Annotated in this window: 24 protein-coding genes; 12 read left to right on the forward strand and 12 right to left on the reverse strand. The window is 39.7% G+C overall.

Annotated elements, in window-relative coordinates; genetic code table 11:
• From GQR45_RS10470 to GQR45_RS10485, 4 genes are all read left to right on the forward strand, one after another.
• The coding region (locus GQR45_RS10470) for a transposase (RefSeq protein WP_240920210.1) at positions 1-292 on the forward strand (292 nt) is incomplete at its 5' end.
• 231 nt (positions 293-523) lie between these two features.
• A complete protein-coding gene (locus GQR45_RS10475) occupies positions 524-1,453 on the forward strand; it encodes a hypothetical protein (RefSeq protein WP_165725854.1) in 930 nt (309 codons plus the stop codon).
• Between the two features lie 322 nt (positions 1,454-1,775).
• Positions 1,776-2,165, forward strand: a complete 390-nt coding sequence (locus GQR45_RS10480) for a DUF3465 domain-containing protein (RefSeq protein ID WP_206008623.1) — start codon at positions 1,776-1,778, stop codon at positions 2,163-2,165.
• 44 nt (positions 2,166-2,209) lie between these two features.
• Entirely contained in the window at positions 2,210-2,548 is a 339-nt protein-coding gene (locus GQR45_RS10485) for a hypothetical protein (RefSeq protein ID WP_165725855.1), read from the forward strand.
• 106 nt (positions 2,549-2,654) lie between these two features.
• Here GQR45_RS10485 and GQR45_RS10490 read toward each other — a convergent pair whose 3' ends face one another.
• The 8 genes from GQR45_RS10490 to GQR45_RS10525 all read right to left on the reverse strand — a co-directional run bounded on the left by GQR45_RS10490 (position 2,655) and on the right by GQR45_RS10525 (position 8,076).
• Positions 2,655-3,098 carry a GNAT family N-acetyltransferase gene (locus GQR45_RS10490; protein WP_165725856.1) on the reverse strand — a complete coding sequence of 148 codons (444 nt, stop codon included), beginning with the start codon at positions 3,096-3,098 and terminating at the stop codon, positions 2,655-2,657.
• A gap of 81 nt (positions 3,099-3,179) precedes the next feature.
• Positions 3,180-3,773, reverse strand: a complete 594-nt coding sequence (locus tag GQR45_RS10495) for a DUF2238 domain-containing protein (RefSeq protein WP_007583339.1) — start codon at positions 3,771-3,773, stop codon at positions 3,180-3,182.
• Between the two features lie 61 nt (positions 3,774-3,834).
• Positions 3,835-4,626, reverse strand: coding sequence for an SDR family oxidoreductase (locus tag GQR45_RS10500; RefSeq protein WP_165725857.1), 792 nt, complete (start codon positions 4,624-4,626; stop codon positions 3,835-3,837).
• A gap of 60 nt (positions 4,627-4,686) precedes the next feature.
• A complete protein-coding gene (locus GQR45_RS10505) occupies positions 4,687-5,190 on the reverse strand; it encodes an Mpo1-like protein (RefSeq protein WP_165725858.1) in 504 nt (167 codons plus the stop codon).
• Between the two features lie 84 nt (positions 5,191-5,274).
• Positions 5,275-5,682 carry a hypothetical protein gene (locus GQR45_RS10510; RefSeq protein ID WP_165725859.1) on the reverse strand — a complete coding sequence of 136 codons (408 nt, stop codon included), beginning with the start codon at positions 5,680-5,682 and terminating at the stop codon, positions 5,275-5,277.
• A gap of 71 nt (positions 5,683-5,753) precedes the next feature.
• Complete coding sequence (locus GQR45_RS10515) at positions 5,754-6,428, reverse strand: Crp/Fnr family transcriptional regulator (RefSeq protein WP_010553509.1); 675 nt, start codon at positions 6,426-6,428, stop codon at positions 5,754-5,756.
• A 3-nt stretch (positions 6,429-6,431) separates the two neighbouring features.
• On the reverse strand, positions 6,432-7,091 hold the full coding sequence (locus GQR45_RS10520) for a hypothetical protein (RefSeq protein ID WP_225913197.1): 660 nt from the start codon (positions 7,089-7,091) through the stop codon (positions 6,432-6,434).
• Positions 7,092-7,167: 76 nt separating this feature from the next.
• On the reverse strand, positions 7,168-8,076 hold the full coding sequence (locus GQR45_RS10525) for an MBL fold metallo-hydrolase (protein WP_165725860.1): 909 nt from the start codon (positions 8,074-8,076) through the stop codon (positions 7,168-7,170).
• 483 nt (positions 8,077-8,559) lie between these two features.
• Here GQR45_RS10525 and GQR45_RS10530 point away from each other — a divergent pair, with 483 nt between their 5' ends.
• The 3 genes from GQR45_RS10530 to GQR45_RS10540 all read left to right on the forward strand — a co-directional run bounded on the left by GQR45_RS10530 (position 8,560) and on the right by GQR45_RS10540 (position 14,659).
• Positions 8,560-11,526, forward strand: a complete 2,967-nt coding sequence (locus tag GQR45_RS10530) for a TonB-dependent receptor (RefSeq protein ID WP_165725861.1) — start codon at positions 8,560-8,562, stop codon at positions 11,524-11,526.
• A 102-nt stretch (positions 11,527-11,628) separates the two neighbouring features.
• Positions 11,629-13,179 carry a tryptophan halogenase family protein gene (locus tag GQR45_RS10535; RefSeq protein WP_165725862.1) on the forward strand — a complete coding sequence of 517 codons (1,551 nt, stop codon included), beginning with the start codon at positions 11,629-11,631 and terminating at the stop codon, positions 13,177-13,179.
• Complete coding sequence (locus tag GQR45_RS10540) at positions 13,172-14,659, forward strand: tryptophan halogenase family protein (protein ID WP_165725863.1); 1,488 nt, start codon at positions 13,172-13,174, stop codon at positions 14,657-14,659. Before GQR45_RS10535 ends, GQR45_RS10540 begins: the two co-directional genes overlap by 8 nt.
• 52 nt (positions 14,660-14,711) lie before the next feature.
• On the opposite strand, the gene GQR45_RS10545 is transcribed toward GQR45_RS10540, so the two are convergent.
• On the reverse strand, positions 14,712-17,288 hold the full coding sequence (locus tag GQR45_RS10545) for an exo 1,3/1,4-beta-D-glucan glucohydrolase (RefSeq protein WP_165725864.1): 2,577 nt from the start codon (positions 17,286-17,288) through the stop codon (positions 14,712-14,714).
• Between the two features lie 238 nt (positions 17,289-17,526).
• On the opposite strand from GQR45_RS10545, the gene GQR45_RS10550 reads away from it, so the two are divergent.
• The 3 genes from GQR45_RS10550 (at position 17,527) to GQR45_RS10560 (ending at position 21,491) form a co-directional block, all read left to right on the forward strand.
• Complete coding sequence (locus tag GQR45_RS10550) at positions 17,527-18,855, forward strand: GH1 family beta-glucosidase (protein WP_165725865.1); 1,329 nt, start codon at positions 17,527-17,529, stop codon at positions 18,853-18,855.
• Between the two features lie 32 nt (positions 18,856-18,887).
• The gene (locus GQR45_RS10555) at positions 18,888-20,414 is read left to right on the forward strand and encodes an MFS transporter (RefSeq protein ID WP_165723003.1); all 1,527 of its coding nucleotides are present in this window, start codon (positions 18,888-18,890) and stop codon (positions 20,412-20,414) included.
• Between the two features lie 75 nt (positions 20,415-20,489).
• On the forward strand, positions 20,490-21,491 hold the full coding sequence (locus GQR45_RS10560; RefSeq protein WP_010553502.1) for a LacI family DNA-binding transcriptional regulator: 1,002 nt from the start codon (positions 20,490-20,492) through the stop codon (positions 21,489-21,491).
• 19 nt (positions 21,492-21,510) lie between these two features.
• Here the strand turns inward: GQR45_RS10560 and GQR45_RS10565 are convergent, their stop codons facing one another.
• Positions 21,511-22,455: a LysR family transcriptional regulator gene (locus tag GQR45_RS10565; protein ID WP_165725866.1), complete on the reverse strand. Its 945-nt coding sequence runs from the start codon at positions 22,453-22,455 to the stop codon at positions 21,511-21,513.
• A gap of 151 nt (positions 22,456-22,606) precedes the next feature.
• Here GQR45_RS10565 and GQR45_RS10570 point away from each other — a divergent pair, with 151 nt between their 5' ends.
• Positions 22,607-23,554 (forward strand): sodium-dependent bicarbonate transport family permease, encoded by a 948-nt coding sequence (locus GQR45_RS10570; RefSeq protein ID WP_165725867.1) that lies wholly within the window; start codon positions 22,607-22,609, stop codon positions 23,552-23,554.
• 613 nt (positions 23,555-24,167) lie between these two features.
• The gene (locus GQR45_RS10575) at positions 24,168-25,337 is read left to right on the forward strand and encodes an MFS transporter (RefSeq protein WP_165725868.1); all 1,170 of its coding nucleotides are present in this window, start codon (positions 24,168-24,170) and stop codon (positions 25,335-25,337) included.
• Between the two features lie 111 nt (positions 25,338-25,448).
• Here GQR45_RS10575 and GQR45_RS10580 read toward each other — a convergent pair whose 3' ends face one another.
• The gene (locus GQR45_RS10580) at positions 25,449-25,964 is read right to left on the reverse strand and encodes a M23 family metallopeptidase (RefSeq protein WP_024590877.1); all 516 of its coding nucleotides are present in this window, start codon (positions 25,962-25,964) and stop codon (positions 25,449-25,451) included.
• A gap of 88 nt (positions 25,965-26,052) precedes the next feature.
• Positions 26,053-26,319, reverse strand: a complete 267-nt coding sequence (locus GQR45_RS10585) for a YrhK family protein (protein WP_007375491.1) — start codon at positions 26,317-26,319, stop codon at positions 26,053-26,055.
• Positions 26,320-26,418: the final 99 nt, after the last annotated feature.

Here is a 26,418-nt window from a genome sequence, read left to right on the forward strand (position 1 = left end):
GCAATGCATGCGAAAGCCACCCATTAAAACGGGGCGACAAGTACAGTTTATAAATAATGAATCGCGCAAAAAGCTGAGCTATGTTGATAAGATGAAAGTAAAAATAGACAGCCCCATAGGTCGACGACAATATAGCAAACGACTCGGGTGTATCGAACCAGTGTTCGGGAATATTACGGTGAATAAAGGCATGAATAAATTGACCTTACGGGGTCAAATGAAAGTGAATGCGCAATGGCAACTGTATTGTCTTGTTCATAATATAGAAAAGCTGCAAAACACGATGCATTAAGAAGGGTAAGCCCTTTTACCCTAAATAAAAGCCACTCAACCACCCTTAATCCCTTCCAAAACGCCAATTAAAACAATACCAAATTCCCACTTTACGTTCTGCATAAAATACAGTAATCGATTGAACCAAAATAGGAACTCAGCTATGGTTTGTTTATCAATAAAAATAAATAAAAAAACGAGTTAATCTACAGGCTCGTTATATGCTCGTGTACATCCATAGGTAGAGTTGATGAATTTAGAAAATAGAGTGTTGCCATACCTATCTTTAGGAACAGTTACTTTACTGTGTTTCATTTCAACTGTTTTTATTCCAGAAGATGATTTTAAGAATGTACTCTTATCTGTAGGAGCTAATGGGATATTCTTTTTTATCGCTTACTTTTTCTACGATGTTGTTAGGCAGTTTATCCTAAAAAAGGAACTTCGATATATCCATCAACATATTAGACAGCAAATATCATCTAGCATATTTAGCTATTTGTACTTCGTGAAAAAAATAGTTTATGGCTATAACCTTGATACGAATACAATTGAAAATATTATGGGTATAGCAAAATTAAAGAAAGGTGAGATTAAAAACCACGTGGCAAACCAAAGTTATTTGGGTTTTCAAATATTTAAATCTTCATCGGAAGTAAGAAGTCTATTTAATGAAATAGGTAAAGACAGTATTTTCTTGAAATTTTCATCCCATTTAGATTCCATCGGGTTATTAAAAATATCAAACAACTTAACGGAGTTGGAGTTGATATATAAAAACCAAGAAAACTTTAAAGCATGTGCAGAGAAAGGGATTGAATTTAAAGTTGTGGATGGAAAAACACTAAATCCTGCGAATGACGATAAATTACTACTAATGAAGTCTACTGCCCATGACTCAAGATTTGTCGTTTACGATAGTGGGTATTTTGAAACGGACACTCGTGAATTACTTTTAAATCGGTATGTCTTAAAACCAGAAGTCGCAGAATTCGTATCAGTTGTAATGCAAGAAACTCTCATACTCATGTCAAACTGGCTGCCTCAGGAAAATGATATCGCTTCCCCAAATAGTATGTTCAGAGTCATAAAAGGTTTCTTTAGTGAAAAAACAGATATGAATAATAAAGAAAATAACTTGTTTGTTGCTGATATAGTTGAATATAAAAATCGCATATAACAAGTTTGTCAACGATGACAAATTTTAACTACTCATTTTTTTTTGCCGCTGCGCGTCAGTATCACACAAACTGCTTCGCAAAAATCAGCCTGTTACAAAAACGTTATGTTTTACTGAGTTCCCCTTTTTATAATGAGGTAATCAATTGAAAAAAGTAATATGTTCTAGCCTGTTTGTACTTATTCCAACCTTTGCGATGGCTGGAAATAATGATTCCGATTTTTTCTTTGATACGTATAATTATGCTAAATTATCAAAAAACAAAATTAGGATGACACCCATCCTAATTACCTTGAATCTGGCGTAGATTGACTTTATTTATTTGGAGTGGCTGTCTAGTTTAATAGGGTTTACTTTTCTACAGTGGTCAAATTTTGTAAATGCTACATCTTTGAATGAAGCATACAAAAATCACCAAAGTAACGTTCAAGTACAAGATTCGGGAATCGTTGTTCGTATATTAAACGATGATAATCAAGGCTCACGTCATCAAAAATTCATTCTTAAATTAAGTACAGGTATTACCATTTTAATTGCACATAATATTGACCTTGCCCCAAGAATTAATTTGATTTCAAAGGGTGATACTGTTCAATTTTATGGTGAGTATGAGTGGAATAAAAAAGGGGGCGTAGTACATTGGACTCATAAAGATCCAAATGGACATCACGTTGATGGTTGGTTAAAGCACAAAGGTAAAACGTACCAATAGCTTCATAACGGTCTCTTCAAGTAAAAGCGCAAGGAAAACGAAAAATGACAATGCAATGGATAGCGATTCTAGCGGCTTTAGGCTGGTGTTTATTACAAGTAATCATCTTACTTATATCTTCACAATGTATTTTTTTAATGATCGAGTTTCGCTCTGATAATGAGCGTAAACTGTATCAAAAACTTCTATCAAACTTTATTATATATCTGTTTTACTCCTTATTTATTTTACCATTCATCTCTCTAAGTCTGTTCATATATGGTGTTATTAACATTACGGAATGGTGTGAACTTAAGCCTGGATTGTGGGTATTTGCTGCTTGGTGGGTGGCTCTATTTATACTTTCTTTCTCTCTATCAATTAAGAAAAAATATCGTATTTAAAAGAGTGTTAATACCTGCTGTCAGAAAGTTGATAACTTAAAAAATAGCTTACTAATTAGCTATATAATGAATCATCAATAATAATCCCCACTTTAGAATGTATTCTCTACTTACTATTACTATACACATTTGCAGGGTTTATTTGCATTAGCAGTGCTGGGTTATCTATTGGCTTAAACCCGTATTGCGCATAAAGGCCATGCGCATCAGAAGTCGCTAATAAAAAGCGCCTGAGCCCTTGCAGCTCAGGGTGCTCTACTATCGTATTAATAAGTAACTTACTCAGCCCATTACCTTGCGAGTGCGGGGCAATAAATACATCGGCTAAATAGGCAAAGGTTGCTTTATCGGTCACTACCCTGGCAAAGCCAACTTGCTCGTTATGAGCGCTGTAAACACCAAAGCACATTGAGTTATCAATAGCTGATTGCATCACGCTTTTAGGAATGCCTTTGGCCCAATAGCTATTAGCAATAAAGTTATAAATAACGTTAAAATTAAGTTTGCTTTTGTCTGTGCTAATTGAGTAGTTACTAATGTTTGCGGTCATAAGTTAATAGTCTTTTTATCAATTTTTTTATAAACATTTCTATAGAACGTTCCTATAAATAGTCTTTAACGTTCCTATAGCCTATAAATAATCTTTAACGTTTTTTAGCTGTTTGTCGTGTACTTTTGAAAGTACTAATAGCGAGCAAATAGCCCCAAATAACGCCAGTCCCATATCTGATTGGGTATCCCACACGTAACCTTGCGTGCCTAAAAATGCTTCTGCGTTTTCGCCGCTTAACACTGCAACCCACCACTCTATTAATTCGTAAAAGGCGCTAAATGCTAAACATACCGAAATAACAAAGGTGATTAACCAGCCTCGACCATTTACTACTTTTTTGCGCAGTAAAATTTCGCGTGCTAGTAGTGCAGGTACAAACCCTTGAAAAAAGTGCCCTACTTTATCGTAGTTATTACGCTCACTACCAAATAGGTTGTCGAAAAAAGGGACTTCGGCGTAGGTGTAATGCCCGCCAATCATCAGCACTATGCAATGCGCTAAAATAAATGTATATAAAATAGGGGTAAGTTTAAAGTGGCTATAGGTACTTGCTAGCAGCACTAAACCAATAATTGCGGGGATAACTTCAAGCAACCATGTAAATTGATCTTTTGGGTTAATACCAGACCAAATTAATACAATAAAAAACAGGCTCAGCCATAAATACTTCATTTAGAATCCTTTTCTAAATTGATCAAATTTACGGCATTTTACGCCTTTGAAATAAACGACGCTACCTATAGTTTGTTTTTGCGGTAATGCGATTAAACAAAGTAGGAAAAAAGCGCTTAATTGTAGGCGCCCAACCACTTAAACCTTTGCCAATAATCACTTCGTCTTTTTTATTACTAATGGCACGAATCATTTTTGAAGCCGCTACGCTTACATCCATGCCATTTTCTATCGACTCTTCTGGTTTATTTTGCGCTATGCCTTGCTCGTTTAGTGAGTTATGCGCAATTGCTGTTTTAATAGAGCCTGGGCAAATTGTTAAGCAATGAATATTATGTTGTGCTACTTCTGCACGTAGGCAATCCATAAAACCAACAACCGCATATTTAGAACCCGAATAACCCGTTCTAAATTTTGAACCTACTTTACCCGCCACACTACTAATAGACACAATTGAACCACTGCGCCTTGCCACCATAGTAGGTAATACAGCTTTAGTAAGTGCAATTAAGCCAAAGTAATTAACCTCCATTAATTGGCGGTACACGTTAAAGTCGTTTTCTAAAAATAAACTGCGCTGCGATACGCCGCCGTTATTAATTAAAATATCAATTGCAGGAAGCTCGCTCATTTTTGCTGTTATTGTACTCAGTACATGCTCTGGCTGTGCTAAGTCCAGCGGCACAACTAAGTGCCCTTCGCCTTTAAGCGTTGCTTTTAAATCGTTTAGTTTATCTACATTGCGCGCCGATAAAATAACGCGCGATCCAAGCTCGGCAAATTGTATAGCAAGCTCTTTACCAATACCTGATGATGCGCCGGTGATCCACACGGTTTTATTATTATATTGCATGCGTTATCTGCCCTTTTATTGTTATTTATTAGGTTTTATAAAGGTACTTAGTAAAATATTTTACGCCTTTGTAGGACCTGCTATTGCGTTTACTTCATCTTCTAATGTTTTGTAAAAACCCATTAAAAATAGTAGTTCAACAGTTACGTACAAAGGGCCAATAATTAAACCAATTAGGTCATCTACAAACGCCGGTTTTTTACCTTCGTAATAGTGCCCGATAAACTGCAGTACCCAGCCAAATACAAACACACCTACGCCAATACTCAACCACGGCCAAAACGCCATTGCCGCAATAGGCTGAGCACCAACAAGGAGTAAAGTGAATATCACGGCCATAATAAAGCCAAGCGAAAAGCTCAGCATAAAATAATAAACAACCGACGCTAATACAAAAAGTTGTCCGCCATCAATTACTACACTACCAAGGGGTATTTGAATGCGCGCTAGTAAACACAACGCCGCAAATACAATGAGCGGAATACCAATAAAGTGCGTTAGTACATTACGCTTAGAACGATGATACAAACCATATTTACCAAGTTGCTGTTGAAGTGTTTTCATTGTTTTGCCTTTATTTTTATATATAAAACTTACTTTAGCAAAAGTAAGCACAGCAAAAATGTCAGGTATCCGACATTTTGTAAATTAAACAAATGCAGAAATTATTTTACCCGGCTCATGCTCACCTTTCATATCCGTTCGCTCGCGCCCTCTTTGATACTCTTGGTCAAGCATTTTTTGAAGTTCCTCTATTTTATCAGCAATTGCGCTAGGGTCTGCGCCCTCACTTTGCTGTTCTTTAATAAGCTCTTCTATTGTCGCTTTTAGCTCGTCTATTTTGTTTTTGTTTACACCTAAGCGCTGATAAACCAGCGCTTCTTGGGCACTTTCTAAAAATGTTGGTTCTTTAGCGGTTGAGGTAATGCCTTTAGTATCACTTGTTTTTACGTTAGGGAGGGTATTAGTTGCCGCAACTTCGCTTGGACCTGCCGCTTTATTTACTGTAGGAGAGTTATAATTACTATATTGATTTTTAAAGGTTATTGTAGTCATTAGCTCAAATCCATTGTTGCGTTACATTATCTGTAGCAATTTTGGTTCCAACTAAATAAAGCGGCCTTTATTTAAGCTTGTGTAGCACGGGCCTGTAACTTTTGTTTATCTAAAACAGTTATGCGTTGATACCCCAAACTAATAGCTTGTAAGCTAACAAGCTGTTGCAGTATTTGATTAATAGTTTGGCGCGTTAGGTAGGTCATATCAGCAAGTTGCTGCTGAGATAAAACAAGTGGTGTTAAGTGCTCTGTATGTTCGCTAAGCATTAAAAGTCGATTGCATACTTTTTGCTCAGCGCTTAGTAATGCGTGATCTTCCATTGAGGTAAACATTAGGCGTAACTTTTGTGCCAACAATAAACCAAACTCTTGCCAATATTGTGGCTGTTCGTTTAATAGCTGTTCAAGCTCGCGTTGGGGCACGTAAAAAAGCACAACATCAGTTTGTGCATATACGTCATGAGTACGCAGGCCACCATCAAACAAGGTAACTTCGCCAAACCACAGTGATGAATCAATAAAGCTCAATACGGCTTCTTTGCCTTCGTTACTTACGCCACTAATACGCACCACGCCGCTAAGCACTGCATAAATTCCATCGTGCTTATCACCTCGCAAAAATAATGATTGCTGAGCTTTTAGCGAGAGCGTTTTGCCCTGCGTTAATAAAAAGCTTTTTAAATAAGCGCTACGGTTTTTAAACCAATGCCCTTGCTCTATAACGTTTTGTTGCTGTGGAGTCATTATTTACTGCATTTGCTTATTAAATGGCTGTTTTTCGATAACCAATTTTTTAGGGAAATTTAAATCGGTTGCTATAACAAAATCATCGTAAGGATCATTACCCGAAAACAGCTCAGTTATTAATGTGTCGTTTTTATAAACATTAACGGTTACACCGCTGCCCATACCGCCTGAGTTAATAATATAGTAATGATATTCGCCGTTACTAAAAAATAAAATACTCTCGCCAATACGCCCTACTTGCCTGTAGTAACTACCAAATGGTGCATCTGGTGTTGCTTCTTTTTCAAGCCCTATGTCATTAACTCTACCAAATCGATAACTAAGCGATGAGTCATCTTTTGCAACACAAATAGAAAGCACTTTATCGGTAGGCTCTAACTTGTAGGCTGTACTTTCATCTGGGTTACGCACAACTTTATGCATTTTTGCGTTAATGTAGGCCGCTTCATTACTTTTACAATGTGTTGCTAGCATACCGACCACTAAAGCGGGTTCGTTTGTTTGAGCTGCTGGAGGTGTGTTTACTTTGAGATCAGAGGGTAAGTTACTTGCATTACTATTTAGCTGAGGGCTATCTTGCATTGCCATGCTTTGGTCGTCACAACCAAACAGTGCAAACAAGAAGAAAGAATAAAAGCTCGCTAAAAATTTAATGCGCATAATAAAATCCATCTATGAGAGAGCCTTTAAAATAGCGATAAAACTAGCGACCCGCAACACTCTTATGCGCAATACTTTATAAGTTTATTTTTAAACCATCTTCTGCAAAAACTACGTTACTTTTTAGTGATTTAATTAACGATTTTTTAAACAATTGCTGATTTTTTAATGACCGATTCATAAAATGAGATAGAACCGCCGTTTTAGGTGCAGCCTCAATTAGTACCTTAGTGATTTTACTTGGGGTAATGTGTAAATTTTTAGCCCCACCCGATGCGTTTTCATCAATTGCGTTGTGCATAACCACTACATCGGCATTTTTAGCAAAGTCAGTAAATGTGCCGAACTTGTCGGTCATGTCGCCTGCAAACACAAGTTCGCATCCTGCTATACTCACTTTCCACGCTAAAGCAGGAATAGGTCCATGGTTAACTGTCATTGCATTAACAGCCAAATCACTTTGTAGTGATTGTTTAAATTCATTTTGTTTTGTTGGTGCAACAGAACGAATATCTAATTTGTAGTTTTCATTACCTTCTACGTAATCACTTAAGTATCTAAATGCGCCCTGCTTACCTAGTAACGCTTGTGCATATTCGTTAGTAGAAGCCATTACACGGTTGCCCTGGGGGCCAAATATCGCAAGTACTTTATCGCGTGATGTAAAGTAACTGCCTTTTATAAAACTAGGTAAATCGCCAGCATGATCAGTGTGTAAATGGCTTAATAAAATGGCATCAACATCACTAAATTTTGCACCTGCTTTATCAAACCCAATACTGGCACCAGAGCCTACGTCAACTAACACTCTGGCTTTATCTTCGTGCCATATAAGGTAACTTGTTGATGCGCGACCATCGTCAAGCTCAGGGCCGCCCGAGCCTAAAATTTGCAAACTTACATCACTACATTGCTGCGCGCCAATACTACTAAACGACGCCATAATTAAAGCGGTTGCAGCTAACCCTTGTTTTACATTGCTCATAATTATTAATACCTATAAATAGTGTTTTCAGTTGAGTCTATGGCTGAGTGTAATAACTAATTTAAGTTTTGTCCTAGTTGAGTGACCAACGGCCTACTTATTAATTTTAGCCCTTACTAAAAGCTGATTTAAACACCTTATAAATGTGTGTAAATAACTAAATGAATCAATAATCGGTTTTCTTATAATAAAATGTTGTTACACAACTATTTAAAACGGCTTTTTATAACCACTTGTAATTTATAATTTAAATAAAATTAAATCTAAAAAACATACATTTTAAAAACAATTTAGTCCCATTTTATTAAAACAATAGTTGACCCTTTTTAAAATTTAAACTAGCATTTCTGGAAGCGCTTCCACAAAGCTCAGTTAAATAAACTTTTCTGGAAGCGCTTCCATACATTTGACAATGTTTATAATTACACAATAACAGCCCCATACAGCTGTTAATAATAATGATAAAAGTGCGAGGGAAACCGAATGTCCAACCATATTGTAAGAAAAACAAAGATAGCGACCAGCCTATCTCTGATTTTAGGCGCATCAATCTCTTTACCTGTATATGCACAAGAAGCAAATACAGATGTTGAAGTAATTCAAGTTACTGGTTTTAAAAGCAGTATTAAAGAGTCGACTCGTTTAAAACGCGACGCCGCCGGTGTTGTAGATGCTATATCAGCTGAAGATATTGGTAAATTCCCCGATACCAACTTAGCCGAGTCGCTACAGCGTATTACAGGTGTGTCGATTGATCGTTCAAATGGTGAAGGCTCTAAAGTAACGGTTCGTGGTTTTGGTCCCGACTACAATATGGTAACCCTAAACGGTCGAACTATGCCGGCAGCTTCATTGCCTTCAGGCGGTGGTACACCAAGCTCTCGTGCTTTTGACTTTGCAAACTTAGCGTCTGATAGCGTTAAATCGGTTGAAGTATATAAAACAGGTAAAGCAAGTATTGCATCAGGTGGTATTGGCGCAACAATTAATATTAATACGGCTCGCCCACTCGACAATCCTGGTTTTGTTTCAAGCATTGGCGTAAAAGCATTACACGATTCAACAAACCGCGTTGGTGATGACATAACACCCGAGCTTTCGGGCTTAATTAGCTGGACCGACAGTGAAGCTAAATTTGGTGCCTCGTTAACTGCAAGCATGCAACAGCGCGATAGCTCATCAACAGGTGCGTTTGTAAATCAATGGAATACATCTGCTTTTGACGGCACAATCCCACAAGCTGCTGACGATATTGTTTTAACTAATGCACCCGCTGTTGGTCAGCTTTATTCAATGCCATCAGATTTGCGCTACACCATTGCCGACAGAGAACGTACTCGTACAAACGCACAATTAACGCTGCAGTACAGCCCAATTGACGATTTAACAGCCACGCTTGATTACACGTATTCTAAGCAAGATTTGTTCGAAGCCCGTGCTGAGCAATCAATATGGATGGATAACTACAAAAGCGCGCTAACATTTGACGACAACACGGTAAAAACCCCTATTTACTACCGAGAAGAACGTCGCGATCAGCAAACACGCGATTTAGGTTTAGCGTTTCAAGAGCTAAACCAAGTTAACCAAAACGACTCTATTGGTTTAAACGTTGAATACTATTTCAATTCAGAATTGAGCTTTATGTTTGATGCGCACAATTCAAAAGCCACTAGCAAACCAGATGCACCTTACGGCAGCTGGGTAAACGCAGGCTTGGGCGCAAACGTAGTTAACGCACAAGAAGTTGATTTTAGCCGCGAACTGCCATCAATGAGTATCGATTTTGATGATTGCCGCCGAGACAACCTAAATTGTAATAACACGTTAGATGCCTCTGATGTGGGTACGTCTATTTTAGATTCTAACTTTGCTCGCCAAGAGTCTGAAATCACAGAATTTAGAATCCATGGTAAATACGAAATTGAAAACGGCGCAATTGACTTTGGTATAGAGTCTCGCTCTATGGAAAGCCATTCACTGCAATCACTTACACGTAATACAATGGGTAACTGGGGTATCGAAAACCCAGGCGAACTACCTGATGGCTACCTAAACCCAACAAACTTTTTAGCTGAGTTTGACGACTACGATACATCGGGCTCGTTCAACCAAGGTTATACCGGCAGCGCATCGCAAATTGGTTACTGGGCAGGTGAAGAATACGGCTTTAACTTTGCAGCCGATGGCGCATTTGCAACTAACCGCACCATTGAAGAAGATATAACCGCAGCGTTTGTGCAATTTACTTACAATGGTTACATTGGCGATATGCCATACAACATTGTTATTGGCGCACGCCAAGAGTCTACCGACATTACCTCAACGGCTAATATCGACTTACCTAACGCAGTAGCATGGGAAGGTAATAACGACTTTAACGTTCGCTTTGGCTCAGATAAAGAAGATTTCACGCTTAAATCTAGCTACGATCACTTTTTACCAAGCTTTGACTTTGACATAGAAGTAATCGAAAACGTAAAAGCGCGTTTTTCTTATAGCACTACGATTGCTCGCCCAACTTACGACAACTTAAGTTCAGCAGCGACTGTTGGTGTACCAGGTGCCCCTACTCTTTTAGCGGGTTCTTCACCGGCTACAGCGTCAACGGGTAATCCAGGTTTAGTGCCGCTTGAATCAGATAATATTGATGTATCGGCTGAGTGGTACTTTGCAGAAACAAGTTATGTGTCGGTAGGTTATTACACTAAAGACATCGAAAACTTTATTGGTTTAACACCCGTGACGCAAAACTACTACGGATTGCGCGATGCAACAGCGGGTCCTCGCGCTCAAGCTGCCATTGCTGAGCTAGAATCTCGCGGACTTGCAGTAACCGATTCAAACTTATTTCAAATGGTTGCCGCAACAGAAAACAATGTTGATTTTGACTCTATGACCTACGAAGAGTTTGAAGCCGCTTACGATGTAATTGCTAACAGCGATGACCCATTACTAGAATTTACAGCGCAAGTACCTACCAACAATAAAAATGCCACCATTGATGGTTTTGAAGTTGCCTTTCAGCACTTTTTTGGTGAAAGCGGTTTTGGTGTGCAAGCAAACTACACCACTGTTAATGGCGACATAGACTTTGATGTAAACGCTGACCCTACTACAACACAATTTGCACTAGTGGGTTTAAGCGATACAGCTAACTTTATAGCAATGTACGAAAACGATGATTTTCAAGCACGTATTGCTTACAACTGGCGTGATAAGTTTTTAAATAGCGCAGCTCGATACGTAAATGAGCCAGGCTTTACTGAAGAATATTATCAAATCGACTTTAATGTTGCGTACAACTACAGCGAGCAACTATCGTTTTTTGTTGAAGGCCTTAATATTACTGAACAAAATAGCCGCGAACATGGCCGTACGTCAGTACAATTGTGGAACCTACAACAGCTAGGTGCACGTTACAATATTGGTATGCGTTACAACTTCTAAAGGTAATACAAAGTAAAGCCGTTAGTTTTTACTAGCGGCTTTTTTGTATTTAAAACAGTATTAATGCTAGTTTAATTGTTATCAACTTTAGGGTGTTAACTCATGACCAAACCAATAACAAAAATAGTCGTTTTAGGTGGTGGTACTGCCGGCTGGCTAAGCGCAGGCTTATTAGCCGCCGAACACCCGCACCTTAATGTAACGTTAGTGGAGTCGGCAAATGTGCCTATATTGGGTGTGGGCGAAGGCACGTGGCCGTCAATGCGCAACACGCTGCAACGCATTGGCATTAAAGAAATTGATTTTATAACCCAGTGCGACGCGTCATTTAAGCAAGGTTCTAAATTTATAAATTGGCGTAACCTCAGCGAGGGAGAAAACTACTACCACCCTTTTATGAATCCACAAGGCTACGAGCGCACTAATTTACACGCCAGCTGGCAACGTATTGCACCTAACCAAAAATTTGCCGACGTTGTTAATATGCAAAGCTTTGTATGCCAAGCCGCACTTGCACCAAAGCAATTACAAACACCTGAATATGCAGCAGTTACCAACTATGGTTATCATTTAGATGCGGGTAAATTTGCTGAGTTTTTAAAAAATCATTGTGTTAAAAACCTAAACGTTACGCATATTACTGACGATGTAACCGAGGTTATTAACGACGAGCATGGCTATATTGTTTCATTAAAAACACATAATAATGGCGATATGACGGGTGATTTATTTATAGATTGCTCAGGCTCTTGCGCTCGTTTAATTGGTGAGCATTTTAATAGTGAGTTTATAGCGCAAGATCATATTTTATTTAATAACAGCGCTGTTGCGGCGCAAATACCTAATGCACACACCGATCAACCAATTGCCTCTGCTACGCTATCTACAGCGCAAAGTAACGGTTGGATTTGGGATATAGCCCTGCCAACACGCCGTGGCACAGGTTATGTATTTAGTAGTAAATATCAAAGTGATGAAAGCGCAACAAATACTCTAAAAAGCTACATAGCTAAAACTACCAGTGAGCAACAAGCTGAGCAACTTAACTACCGCGTATTAAAATTCAGCTCTGGTTACAGGCAAAAAATTTGGATTAAAAACTGTGTTGCCGTGGGTATGTCTGCTGGCTTTTTAGAGCCACTTGAAGCGTCAGCACTTGCCATGGTTGAGCTTTCAATTAGCATGATAAGCGAGCAACTACCGCAAAACCGCACCCACATGAGCCAGCTTGAAACGCGTTTTAATGAGCGTTTTAGCACTCGTTGGCAGCGCGTTATTGAGTTTTTAAAACTTCATTATGTGCTAAGCGAGCGCGACGACACTCCTTATTGGCAAGATATTAGTAATTTAAATACCGCACCCGAGCGCCTGCAAAACTTACTTAAACTTTGGCAATTTCAGCCCCCTAGCCGCTTTGATTTTATTGAAAACGAAGAAGTGTTTTCATCAAGCAGTTATCAATACGTTTTATATGGCATGGGCTTTAATACACAAACAGTATCTGCACAAAATACATTTAACGACCCAAGTGCTGGGGATTACTATTATCAGCAAAATCGCGAAAAAATAGCGCAGTGTTTAAATGGACTGCCAAGTAATCGCGCGCTTTTAAATCACCTTTTATTAAATAATGGGCAGCCAAATAATGACTAAAACAAACGCTGTTAAAAACGTAGTAATTGCTGGAGGCGGCACTGCAGGTTGGATGGCCGCAGCGGCACTTGCTAAACTAGTTGGTAACAATATAAACATAACCCTTGTTGAATCTGACGATATTGGCACTGTAGGTGTTGGCGAAGCAACAATTCCGCCTATTCGTACATTTCATAAATTGCTGGGTATAAACGAGCAAGCATTTATGAAAGCCACTCAAGCCAGTTTTAAATTAGGTATTAGCTTTGAAAACTGGGGCGATGAAAACACGCATTATATTCACTCATTTGGCGCAACGGGCAAAGAATGTTGGGCGGGTGAATTTCATCACTTTTGGTTGCAAGGTAAAACTTTAGGAATAAACAACCCATTTGGCGATTTCTGCTACGAGCTGCAAGCAGCTAAAGGCGGTAAATTTGCGTTTAATCAGCAAAATCCCATTAACTATGCCTACCATACGGATGCCACACGTTACGCGCAGTTTTTACGTGAATTTTCAGAGCCATTAGGTGTAAAACGCATTGAAGGTAAAATACAAAAAGTAGTAAAAAAACCTAAAACAGGCCATATAGAATCACTTACTTTAAATAATGGCGAGCATATTAACGGCGACTTCTTTATTGATTGCACCGGCTTTAGAGGCTTATTAATAGAGCAAGCATTACATACTGGCTACGAAGACTGGTCGCATTTACTACCGTGTAACAGCGCCATTGCGGTGCAAACAAAATCAACCAGCGATACCGTATTGCCACTTACCCGCTCTATTGCCCATAAAAGCGGCTGGCAATGGCGTATACCGCTGCAAAACCGTGTCGGCAACGGATTAGTTTATTGCAGCCAATATATGGATGACGAACAAGCCAAAGCGCTATTATTAAATAACATTGAAGGTGAGCCGCTTACAGAGCCCCGTATTATTAAATTTAAAACAGGGCGGCGCTTAAAAGGCTGGAACAAAAACTGCTTAGCGCTTGGCCTTGCTAGCGGTTTTGTAGAGCCACTTGAATCCACCAGCATTCACTTAATTATGTCGGGTATTATTCGCTTTATGCGTTTATTTCCGTTTAATGGCATTACTAATCACGCCATTGACGAATACAACAAACAGCTTAAAAGCGAAATTGAAAATATTCGCGACTTTATTGTGCTGCACTACAAAGTAACTAATCGCAATGACAGTGAGTTTTGGCAACACTGTAGCGCCATGGAGGTGCCAAAAACACTTCAGCATAAAATTGATTTGTTTAAACAAACCGGCCGTGTGTTTTTAGACGATGGCGATATTTTTAGAGTCGATTCGTGGGTGCAAGTTATGCTTGGTCAAGGTATTGAGCCTAATCAACATCACTTAATAGCCAGCATGATGAGCGATGAAGAACTCACCCGTTTTTTACACGGTATTAAGCAACAAATAGAGCAACGCGTCAGCCAATTACCACCTCACCATGAGTTTTTAAAACAGTATTGCCCTTCATAAAAAACCCTTATTACTAAGGGTTTTTGGTACACACAACAACTTTTACGTTTTATTATTCACACTTAACCACGGCGCTTTTAGCGCTTTGTGGTTCAAAGCTAATATCTGCAACTGAAACGTTAAGCTCGCCTGCCGTTTTAATAATAAAAGGGCTGGTTACTCTGGCAAAATCAACACCCTTTTTAGCAAAACACGTTAAATCTATGCTCATGGTTTGCCATGTATTTAAATCAGCATTTTCAAGCTCATTGGTAATATCAAGCTCGCCACCACAGCCTTGTTCGCATTTCATTGCAAGGTATGTCTGTGAGCTAGGTATTTGGTTTACTTTATAGCTAAAGCTAAGGGCCGAATTTGCTTCAATGTAGGCCACTTTGTCTTCGGTAAAGTTACTATTAATTTCGATGTAGCTGGCTGCAGTGCCATCAAAATTAAATTGCATCGCATCTTCTTGAATCGCTTTGTCTTCAGTGCGATAAGTAATGCCGCCGAGCTTTACACTGTTACTTGCTACTTGGTGCTGCTCGCTGTTTGAATTTAAAAACAAACGCCACGGCGTTTTAAAACTGCCATTAAATATAGATAGCGGCGCAAGGTTACTAATATCAACACCTGAGTCTTCATTTAGATTATTGCTAAGCGTACTTTCATCTTTATACGTTAAGCCAAAGCCATAGGGTAATAATGGTGAGTAATCAGCATCGCCCTTATTTACTGCGGTTTGTAGTGGCGATTTAGGCCACGAGAACGACAACTTACCTTTAAAGTCGTATTGTACCTGCCCACTTGCATCCGCTAGTAAAACATCTGCAATGCCTTGTCCTTCAGTGCCAGGAAGCCATGCTGCTACAAATGCATCTGACGCGTTTAGCTCGCTGTTAACCCACATTGGTCTGCCCGATATAAACACCGATACCACCGCAATACCTTGCTGCTTTAATGTTTTTAATATTTTAAGAGAGCGTTTATTGTTACGTTCAAACTCAAGGTTGTCTTTATCGCCATGCCCCTCTGCGTATGGTTCTTCACCAAATACAACAATGGCTACATCGGGTTTGGTATTAAATTCACCCGTTGGGCTTAAAATAGCGTTACCGCCAGCAGCCTCTATTTGCGTTTTTAGCCCCGCATAAATAGACGTTGCTCCAGGGAAATCTGCATTTTGATTATTAGTTCCCTGCCACGTAATACTCCAACCGCCCGATTGCTTGCCTATGTTATCGGCCGCATAGCCTGCAATCAGTATATTGCTTGATGGGTTAAGCGGTAATAAATGGTTGTTGTTTTTAAGCAGTACTAACGACTCTTGTACGGCTTGGCGGGCAATATCGCGATGTGCTGGCGCACCTATTAGTTCTAATTTACCTGAATATTTCCGATTTGCAGGGCTTGGTTTATCAAATAAACCCGCGCGTAATTTAACGCGTAAAATACGTGCTACGGCGTCATCTATTCGCGCCATTGTTATTGTGCCCGCTTTTACTTGTTTAATTGTATTTTCATAAAGTGGTTTCCATGCACCCGTTGGCACCATAAAAATATCAAGCCCCGCATTAACAGCCTGCGGGCAACTTTCATTTGTACAGCCGGCAACTTGTCCGTGCCCGTTCCAATCTCCTACAACAAAGCCATCAAAACCCATTTTTGTTTTTAACACATCAGTAAGTAGGTATTTATTGCCGTGATTTTTTTTACCATTCCAGCTATTAAACGATGCCATAACCGACTGACTACCTGCGGTTAAGCCTCCTATATAACCTTGTGCATGAATGTTATATAACGTCTCTTCGCTATCAATGTTGTCCCCTTGATCGTCGCCATCTACCGTGCCGCCATCGCCTAAAAAGTGCTTAACGGTACTAATTACGCGTTTATCACTTAAAAAGTCCTCATCGGCTCTGCCTTGCAATCCGTTTACAATTGCGGCTGAATACTCACGTACAATTGCAGGGTCTTCTGAGTAGCCTTCGTACGTTCTGCCCCATCGGTCATCGCGCACAACCGCAACAGTCGGTGCAAATACCCAATCTATCCCTGTTGCCATTACTTCTATTGCAGTAGCTGCTGCAATTCGCTCAATTAATGCGGGGTTATTAGCAGCACCTAAACCAATATTGTGAGGGAATAACGTCGCCCCAATCACATTATTATGGCCATGTACTGCATCGGTGCCCCACATGGTCGGAATTTTACTGCCATCAATTGAGTCATCAACTGATGCCTGATACATGCTTTCAGCAAGCGTTATCCAATCTGCAGGCGTTGCATGCTTATTAGCATTCGGGAACGAGCCACCGCCATTTAAATACGAACCAAAACCATATTTGCGCATGTCTGCAGCGGTTATATCGCGAATTTCAGGTTGGATCATCTGCGCTACTTTTTGCTCAAGCGTCATTGTTTTTAAATACTGTGCAATCGTATTTTCAATTTCAGGCGTTTTCACTACCTTACTTTTAAGCGTTGGCCAAAGTGATAAATCACCTTGCTCATGCTCAGCCTTTTTGGCTAAGGCGCCTTGGCTATTATTAGCGGTAACCTCTTGTTTATTACACGCACTTAAAACGCACAGTCCTCCTATTAAAATGGGGAGAATGTGTAACCTGTTAGTGTTTAAGCTTTTTTTCATTTTTATAGCCCTGTGTTGTGTCAGTGTGTTTTTGTGAAACGCCTATTTGTTATTTAAATTTAACTATTGACCTGCTTAACAATAGCCACTAACCTAAACATGGAAGCGCTTCCTTAAAGTTATTAAATACCATCCTTAGTGATTAATCAAATTAAATATGGAAGCGCTTCCATCAATGCAATTTATAAACTATAAATAAAAGCAAAATTTACTACAAAGAAGCAGAGGTTTTCTCTTAATGAAACAATTATCTTTACCTAGTGGCTCACCACTTTTAGCCAAAAATTTTACTTATGGTGTAGCTACGGCCTCATTTCAAATTGAAGGCGGCGCAGCTGATCGCTTGCCATGTATTTGGGATACCTTTTGCAGTAAAGAAGGCAAAATAGTCGATAATTCAAATGGCGATGTAGCCTGCGAGCACTACACTCGCTGGAAAGACGATATAAACTTAATTGAATCATTAGGTGTAGACGCTTACAGACTTTCTATTTCGTGGCCACGCGTAATGACTAAAAGCGGTCACTTAAACCCGACAGGCGTTAAGTTTTATACCGACATTTTAGATGAATTAAAACGCCGTAACATTAAAGCTTTTGTAACGCTATACCACTGGGATTTACCACAACACATTGAAGACGAAGGTGGCTGGCTAAACCGTAACACCGCTTACGAATTTGCCCATTACGCAGATTTAATTACCAAAGCTTTTGGTGAACGTGTGCACTCTTACGCCACCTTAAACGAACCGTTTTGTAGCTCTTACTTAGGTTACGAAATTGGCGTACATGCGCCTGGCATTGTAGGTCGTGAATTTGGTCGTAAAGCCGCGCACCACTTATTACTAGGTCACGGTTTAGCTATGCAAGTACTTGCTAAAAATAGCCCAAATACGCTAAACGGTATTGTACTTAACTTTACGCCTTGTTACTCCGTTACCCAAAGTGAAGACGATTTAAAAGCCACTGCATTTGCTGATGACTATATAAACCAATGGTACATGCAGCCTGTAATGCAAGGTAAATACCCTGATATTATTAAGCAATTACCTAAAGCCCACCGCCCTGATATTTTAGATGGCGATATGGAAATAATTGCTCAACCGCTAGATTACCTAGGGGTTAACTTTTATACCCGCATGCATTATCAAGCAAGCGAAACCGACTTTTACCATGAGCTGCCACATAAAGCGCCAATGACCGATATTGGCTGGGAAATTTACCCTAAAGCGCTTACAGAATTACTTGTATCGTTAAACGAAAAATACACCCTACCACCTATTTATATTACCGAAAACGGTGCAGCCATGGCTGACGAATTTAAAGACGGTGAAGTAAAAGATATCGACCGTATTGAATATTACCACGAACATTTAAATGCCCTGCATAACGCAGCAGAGCAAGGCGTTAAAGTAGATGGTTACTTTGCGTGGAGCCTAATGGATAACTTTGAATGGGCTGAAGGATATTTAAAGCGTTTTGGAATAGTACACGTAGACTACAACACACAAAAACGAACTGTTAAAGCCAGCGGTAAAGCGTACAGTAAACTAATAACAAGCCGATAATTTATCGGCTTATAACAATAAGAATACACACTGTGAACAAACTCCCTTTATACGAAAAAGTCGGTTACGCCATGGGCGATGCCGGCGCTAACTTAGTATGGCGCGGTGCGCTTGCTTATTTAGCGGTGTTTTACACCGATACATTTGGCATATCGGCAGCCGCCGCTGCCATGTTGTTTTTGGTGGTAAGGCTATCAGATGGCGTAACCGATATTATTATGGGTATGATTGCCGACAGAACGCAGTCGCGCTTTGGTAAATTTCGCCCATGGATACTCTACTCGGCACCATTTTTGGGCTTGTTTATGGTGTTGTGTTTTACTACACCCGACTTTAGCACCACCAACAAACTTATTTATGCCTACGTAACTTATATAGGTTTAACGCTTGCTTACACCGTAAGTAACGTGCCCTACTCGGCACTTATGGGCGTAATGACACCAGACGATACAGAGCGCACAAAGCTCTCTGGTTTTAGGTTTGCAGGTGCGTTTACTGGTGGCTTATTGGTTATGGGTTTTTTACCTGAGCTAGTAGCTTTTTTTGGTGGCGGCGACGATGCCAAAGGCTATCAGCTTACTATGTACCTATTTGCCAGCTTACTTATTATTTTAATGATTATAACGTTTGCGACCACCAAAGAGCGTGTAACACCGCACGCCTCAAATGAAGGCAATTTAAAATCAGAGTTGTTTGATTTAACCAAAAGCCTGCCATTTATAATCCTACCTTTGCTTGCTACTACCCTGTTTTTTTATTACCGCGATTTATACAGCGGCGTATTTTTTGCCCTTGTTATGGCTGCAATGACATTCGTTATTAAAAAATTGCTCAATAAAGATAAGCAAAGCTTAACGGGATCACAGCGCGACATGGTTGATCTTCTGACCAACAAACCTTGGTTGGTATTACTCGGCATTGGCTTTTTAACCATGATGTTTAATGGCATAAAATACGGTGTAATTGCGTACTACTTTAAGTACCACGTAGCCAATGAACTCATGGCTGGGCAATACTTTATAGCCTTATTGGTTGTATCTATATTAGGCGCACTTGCCACAGGTAAACTGGCCGAAATTATGGGTAAACGAAACCTATTTATAGCATCATTAATGCTAAGCGGCATACTCACTACTGCATTTTACTGGGTGCCTAGCAATAACCTGGTCGCTGTATTTACCTTTGGTTGCGCTGCTGAATTTTTTGCCGCGATGATGCCAACATTATTTTTTAGTATGCTTGGTGATTCAGCCGATTATTCAGAGTGGAAAAACAAACGCCGCGCTACAGGTCTTATTTATTCTGCGGGTACATTTGTGCAAAAAACCGGAGGTGGTTTTGCAGGTGCATTAGTATTAGTGGTACTTGCAGGCTACGGCTATAACGGTATGGATGAGCTAACAATTACGCAAGCTCTACCTGGTATGCAGTTACTTATGAGCTGGATACCTGCCGCATTTGCTTTTTTAGGTGCCGCATTGATGCTTATTTATCCGCTTACTTCAGCGATGACGCAAAAAATAACAGAAGACTTAGCAATTAGACGCAGTAATGTGTAAATTAACTTTTAATGATTCTTCGCGCTTTATATTCTTATAAAGCGCGAGTAAAAACACATATAAGCTAGGACATCAATGGCGACAATTTATCAAGTATCAGAAATGGCAGGTGTGTCTTTATCAACTGTTTCAAGGGTACTTAACGACAACGACTACGTAAGCAAAAAAACTAAAAAAAAGGTATTAGAAGCAATGAAAGAGCTAGGCTATCAGCCAAGTTCTATTGCTCGCTCTTTGGCGTCTAGCACTACAAACAGCGTCGGTATTTTAGTTTCTGAGTTGGATGGTCCGTTTTTTGGTCAAATGATGTCAGCCATTGAAGAGCACCTTCGTATTGCAGGTAAACACGTTATTATTACGCCTGGGCACAGTGACGAGAAAAAAGAAAAAAGCGGCTTTGAGTTTTTAATAGGCCGTAATTGCGACGCTATTATTGCCCACGTAGAAGCGGTATCAAACGAGTACCTAATTGAGTTAAGTAAAGGCAAAACCCCTATTTACTTAATGAGCCGCTACGTTAAAGAAATTGAAGAAAACTGCATTAGCCTCGACAACGTAATGGGCGGCTACTTAGCCACTAAAGCCATGATCAACAAAGGTCATAAAAACATTGCGTACATAGCAGGCCCGCAGTTTAAAGAAGACGCGTCAAATCGTTTAAAAGGTCACAAACAAGCCCTAGCAGAGTACAACCTAACCTTTGACGAAAAGCTATTTTACATAGGCGACTTTAAAGAAACCGGCGGAAGCGACGGCTTAAGGCATTTTATTCAAAATAAAGCGCAAATAACCGCCCTTGTATGTGCCAATGACGAAATGGCATCGGGTGCTATGAAATACGCCCGCGAACACGGTTTTAACCTACCAAAAGATTTAGCCATTATTGGGTTCGATAACGTAATTTTTACCAATTACCTCTACCCAACACTGACTACAATAGATAACCCAGTTCCCGAAATGGGCCGAGCTGCGGCTAACTTAGTGCTTAAAGACATTTACAAAAAAAGCGGCATAACAGTAAAGCACGTGTTTCAGCCAAAGCTTATTTTAAGAGACTCTACACCCGATATTAATTAACTTTAAACCTAATTTAAATCTAGTTTAAATCTAAGTTATGTAACTCGTTACGCACCCACTGCGTATCTAAATATTGCTCTACGTGCTGCTGCGCAAACTTTAAAAAGTTACGTGCAGCATGCGATATGTGTCTATCTGTTCGCATTACAAAATACCAATGACTCGCTAAATGGGCATCGGTTACGTTTAAAATTTTAAAACTAGTATCGTCTGTTGCAAGAACATGGCGTGATAAAACCGCAATACCCATACCCGATGCAACCGCGACGCGTATTGCTTCATTACTCGCCATTTGCACGCTATCGCTCAGCACTAACCCTCGGCTTTGTAACTCGCTTTCAAATAACATACGTGTTGCTGAGCCATTTTCTCGTAGTAAAAAACGATACTGCATTAAATCAGTTAATTTAACGGCTTTTACATGAGCTAACGGATGGTTTAGCGGCACTATAAATTCCAGTGGATTATGCAAAAAACGCGCAGCTTGTGCGTGTTCAAGCGACGGCGGGTGGCTAAATACATAAATATCGTCCTCCCCTCGCTCAAACCTATCAAGCACCTCAGCCCTGTTACCTATTTCAAGCGGGAGCTCAACATGGGGATGTAAATTACTATAAGGTCCAAGCAATTTTGGTAAAATATATTGCGCGGTATTAACCATGGCAATTTTACAACGGCCGCGCGATCCACCATTAAGTTCGGTTAAAAAATCTTGGTAATCTTCAAAATGCCCAAATACCTGTTGGCATGTTTTAAATAGTTCAAGCCCCGCATCGGTCACGTGTAGCTTTTGCTGTTGTATAAGGAGTAATGGCTCGCCTACTGCTTCTTGCAGCCGCTTTATTTGTAGCGATACCGTTGGCTGCGTTAGGTATAATCGCCTTGCGCTTTCGCTGATTGAACCCGTTTTAACCACGCTCATAAATACTTCAAGCAACCTAAACGATATATGTCGTAAATCCATACCTACCTCATAATCTTTATCTAATAATAGCTATTTAACAAGTAACCTATAGATAGTTATCTATAACTAACTCGTATTTATTTTATTATTTACTATACAAAGTTTTATCTACAATAGCGCTACTTAATTTACCAACTAGTAAGGAAAGCCAGTGCCAGATATTGTTGTTATGTTTTTTATTTTAGGATTAGTAGCGGGTGTTTTACGCTCGGACTTGGCCATTCCAAAAGCCACCTACGACACATTAAGTTTATTACTCATGTTAACCATAGGCTTAAAAGGCGGGATGGTACTGCACGGTAACTTAAGCTGGCAACTACTGCCCGAAATGGGGTCGGTAATGCTGCTTGGTGCATTTATACCCCTCATGCTTTACCCTATTTTAAAATACGTGATTAAACTCTCTGTTGCTAATAGCGCCAGTATTGCCGCGCATTACGGCTCAGTGAGTGCAGGTACATTTGCTGTTGCACTCGCCTATGCCGAGTCAGCTAAGTTGGTAGTAGGCGCAGAAGTCACCTTGTATTTAGTGATGCTAGAACTTCCTGCAATCATTGTTGGTTTATTGCTTTACCGAAAGCTTGATAAAGAAAACAGCCAAAACAATGAGCTGTCGTTAAAGGCGCTTTGGCATGAAACTCTCACGAACAAAAGTGTAATTTTACTCGTTGGCGGTGTAGTAATAGGTATGATGTACGGCACGGTGCAAGGTAGCCAAGTAACGAGTCTTTTAACAAGTAGCTTTAAAGTTGTACTGGCATTATTTTTACTAGAAATGGGTTTAGTAGCTGCGCAAACTCTTCGCCCTATCCCTTGGAAACATTGGAAACTAGCGGTATTTGCTATTGTCACCCCGCTATTTTTAGGCACGATTGGCACAGCAGTAGGCACACTTTTAAATTTAGAATTAGGCTCAGTAGTTATATTGGGCAGTTTAGTGGCCAGCGCCTCTTACATAGCCGCGCCCGCTGCAATAAAAGCGGCAATTCCTAAAGCCGATATTGGTCTTGCTATGCTGAGCTCTCTCGGTGTAACTTTTCCGTTTAATGTGATTGTTGGAATTGGTTTATATCACCACCTTGCACTAGTAATGCAATAAACAAATAAGTGCTAATTTTATCACTTTAAAAAACGGTTAAACCCTATTTTACATAGGGTTTAACATTAGGGCGTGTTGACCTTTCGTGATTGATTTTGCAGCAGACTGTCTGGTATTTAAGCAAGGCAGAGCCTATGTAGTGTGGTTATTCCCCATAAATAGGCGATAACGCAGCATAAATGCCAAACATGCGCTGCCCTTTGGGTTCTTTCTAGGGACGATTAACTCTTTGTTGCTCGGTTTTTACTTATTCTTACATGGATGTAAGTCAGTAGAATAACGCAGGAGCAGTTATCGAGCCCGCTAGGTTACAAACCTCACGCCGCGATTAAATCGCCCCTAGATTGAACAAATTTCAATCCACAAAGATCAACACGCCCTAATAAATGCTCACAAATATAAAACAATATCTACATAAAAACACTACAATAAAAAGCATAATAGATCCGATAATTTACCAAAATGATCGTTTTAAAGTTTATTTATATTGTTTAATAAAATATCACTTTACTTATTTTTAATTTGGCTCTAAATTCGCGCAAATTTTATTATTAAAGTAACCTCTCAAACTTTAAAACAGTGGTTATTTACCTTGATGAGTCGATAAACACAAATGGCCGAATCAGCCGCTACAAGCACCTCTAACAACCCTTTAGCGCCTGTTATAGGGCTGTCATTTTTTGCTATCGCATCCGGCTTTTTAATGAGCCTTATTCCGCTGTCGTTACCCGCATTTAAACTTGATGAAAACCTAGCACCTTGGCTTGCGAGCATTTTTTACTTTGGCTTACTTATTGGCGCCACCACAATAGAGCGCATTGTGGTAAAAATTGGTCATCGATTCGCATTTATATTATTTTTAAGTTTATTAATAGTAAGTGTGCTTGCACAACTTACACTGCCAAATACCATTAACTGGTTAATTGCTCGGTTTGTAGCGGGCATTGCTGTTGCCGGTGTGTTTGTAGTTGTTGAGTCTTGGTTATTAATGACCAACACAGCAAAGTCGCGTGCTAAACGTTTGGGCTTATACATGACCTCACTTTATGGGGGCAGCGCCGTAGGCCAGCTTGCTATAGGGCCGCTTGGCACCGAAGGTTCAACGCCTTATTTATTTGTAGCCTCGTTATTATTTTTAGCTATTTTAGCGCCTTTATTAATAACCAAAGGTCAGCCCGAAAAACAGCATCTTGAAAAACTACCACTAAAAGAAATAAAAACACTAAGCCACCCTGCAATGCTCGGATGCTTAGCATCGGGCTTATTACTCGGCCCTATTTACGGCTTAATGCCGGTTTATATTTCAGCGCAGGCTGATCAAGCTCAGTACACAGGGACACTTATGGCGGTTATTATTTTAGGCGGCATGGTCGTGCAGCCGCTTGTGAGTTACTTATCTACTCGGCTTGAAAAAAGCTTATTGATGGGTATGTTTTGTTTAGTAGGCGCAGCCGGTGCTGTGGGTATATTACAAGCAAACACTTTAGCAGGATTAATAGTGAGCTACTTAATACTAGGCGCATGCAGCTTTGCAATTTACCCGATTGCTATAACACTTGCGTGCGACTCACTGCCAATGGCAAAAATAGTATCGGCAACTGAGGTTATGCTGCTCAGTTATAGTATTGGTTCGGTATTTGGCCCTATGCTCGCCGCAAATTTATCTGATGCACCCAATGGTATTGTGTTTTATTTAGCAGGCTGTTTAATCACTACCTGTATTTATATGTTTATTAAAAGCATTAAAAATATTCGCGCGGGTAAAACCCCAGTTGCAGGTTAACTTTTAGCTTAAATACACGCTTGCTTATTAACTAATTCTAGCTGTTAAATACCTTGCTTTAACAGCTAAAACTATTATTCACACAAAGGTCATTTATAAATAATGAAGTAATTATTTAGCAGTGAGTTTTTTATGTGGGCTCAAAAAAAACATCTTTTTCCACCCTTGGTTTTGCGTTGTAAAAAGCCACGGCATGGGCACTAACGACAAAATAGAATAATGCACATGAGGCTGTTTTCCTGCGGCATTTCCGGTATCGCCCAGTAAGCCAATTTGACTGTTTATGCTTACCACATCACCTGTACTTACCGAGTAGTCATTTAAATGTGCAAAGTAATGCACGCGCCATTTAGGCCCAAGCACCGCAACCACTTTACCACCGCGAGTTAACTCACCTGCAAATATAACAACACCGCTTGTTGAGGCAACTACGGGAGTATTTTTTGTGCCAAAAATATCAATCCCTTTATGCACACCCGACCTACCCCAAGGCTCGTACCAAAACGTGTTATGGTTCCAATCTTTACTTGTGGCACCTTGTACCGGAATCATTATTTTTTCGGGAATTAGTAAGCCTATAATTAATAAAGTAGCTATTCCAATTGCAATCCACTTAAGTACTTTCACTTTTCAATCCTTGATATCTAAATAACTTATACTGGTAAATTATTAGCCATAATAACTGAACTCATCATGAGTCGTATTTATGTTTTATTTATGGAGTTTTATTTGAATGAAATACCCGACTAACATGCACTAAGCTGATCAATTTCAAAACAGGTTTTATAAGTAATTGAGCACTGCCCGCTATAAACAACCATGTGCCACTTTCTATTAGTGAGTCATTTAAAAAGAAAAAACTGCCGATTAAAAACCACACTGCAATTAAAAAATCGTTAAACGCTCCCAGCGCTTCATATCGACGCTGAATAGTAATATGCTCTTGCCCTAAATCTAAAATAAACTGATTACTGGAGTCCATAAGTACTGCTCACTCTTTTATTTCATAATTTAAAGAGCTTGTTTTCACAAGCTAAACCGCACCATATAATAACAAAATTTACGCAATAAAAAACGCTGG

The sequence above is a fragment of the Pseudoalteromonas sp. SA25 genome (genome assembly GCF_011378705.1).
In the GTDB taxonomy this organism is placed as follows: domain Bacteria; phylum Pseudomonadota; class Gammaproteobacteria; order Enterobacterales; family Alteromonadaceae; genus Pseudoalteromonas; species Pseudoalteromonas arctica.

Coding starts and splice junctions, on each gene's coding strand:
- GQR45_RS10475 (WP_165725854.1), top strand. CDS start 524: ATGAATTTAGAAAATAGAGTGTTGCCATACCTATCTTTAGGAACAGTT.
- GQR45_RS10485 (WP_165725855.1), top strand. CDS start 2,210: ATGACAATGCAATGGATAGCGATTCTAGCGGCTTTAGGCTGGTGTTTA.
- GQR45_RS10490 (WP_165725856.1), bottom strand. CDS start 3,098: ATGACCGCAAACATTAGTAACTACTCAATTAGCACAGACAAAAGCAAA.
- GQR45_RS10495 (WP_007583339.1), bottom strand. CDS start 3,773: ATGAAGTATTTATGGCTGAGCCTGTTTTTTATTGTATTAATTTGGTCT.
- GQR45_RS10500 (WP_165725857.1), bottom strand. CDS start 4,626: ATGCAATATAATAATAAAACCGTGTGGATCACCGGCGCATCATCAGGT.
- GQR45_RS10505 (WP_165725858.1), bottom strand. CDS start 5,190: ATGAAAACACTTCAACAGCAACTTGGTAAATATGGTTTGTATCATCGT.
- GQR45_RS10510 (WP_165725859.1), bottom strand. CDS start 5,682: ATGACTACAATAACCTTTAAAAATCAATATAGTAATTATAACTCTCCT.
- GQR45_RS10515 (WP_010553509.1), bottom strand. CDS start 6,428: ATGACTCCACAGCAACAAAACGTTATAGAGCAAGGGCATTGGTTTAAA.
- GQR45_RS10520 (WP_225913197.1), bottom strand. CDS start 7,091: ATGCGCATTAAATTTTTAGCGAGCTTTTATTCTTTCTTCTTGTTTGCA.
- GQR45_RS10525 (WP_165725860.1), bottom strand. CDS start 8,076: ATGAGCAATGTAAAACAAGGGTTAGCTGCAACCGCTTTAATTATGGCG.
- GQR45_RS10530 (WP_165725861.1), top strand. CDS start 8,560: ATGTCCAACCATATTGTAAGAAAAACAAAGATAGCGACCAGCCTATCT.
- GQR45_RS10535 (WP_165725862.1), top strand. CDS start 11,629: ATGACCAAACCAATAACAAAAATAGTCGTTTTAGGTGGTGGTACTGCC.
- GQR45_RS10540 (WP_165725863.1), top strand. CDS start 13,172: ATGACTAAAACAAACGCTGTTAAAAACGTAGTAATTGCTGGAGGCGGC.
- GQR45_RS10545 (WP_165725864.1), bottom strand. CDS start 17,288: ATGAAAAAAAGCTTAAACACTAACAGGTTACACATTCTCCCCATTTTA.
- GQR45_RS10550 (WP_165725865.1), top strand. CDS start 17,527: ATGAAACAATTATCTTTACCTAGTGGCTCACCACTTTTAGCCAAAAAT.
- GQR45_RS10560 (WP_010553502.1), top strand. CDS start 20,490: ATGGCGACAATTTATCAAGTATCAGAAATGGCAGGTGTGTCTTTATCA.
- GQR45_RS10565 (WP_165725866.1), bottom strand. CDS start 22,455: ATGGATTTACGACATATATCGTTTAGGTTGCTTGAAGTATTTATGAGC.
- GQR45_RS10575 (WP_165725868.1), top strand. CDS start 24,168: ATGGCCGAATCAGCCGCTACAAGCACCTCTAACAACCCTTTAGCGCCT.
- GQR45_RS10585 (WP_007375491.1), bottom strand. CDS start 26,319: ATGGACTCCAGTAATCAGTTTATTTTAGATTTAGGGCAAGAGCATATT.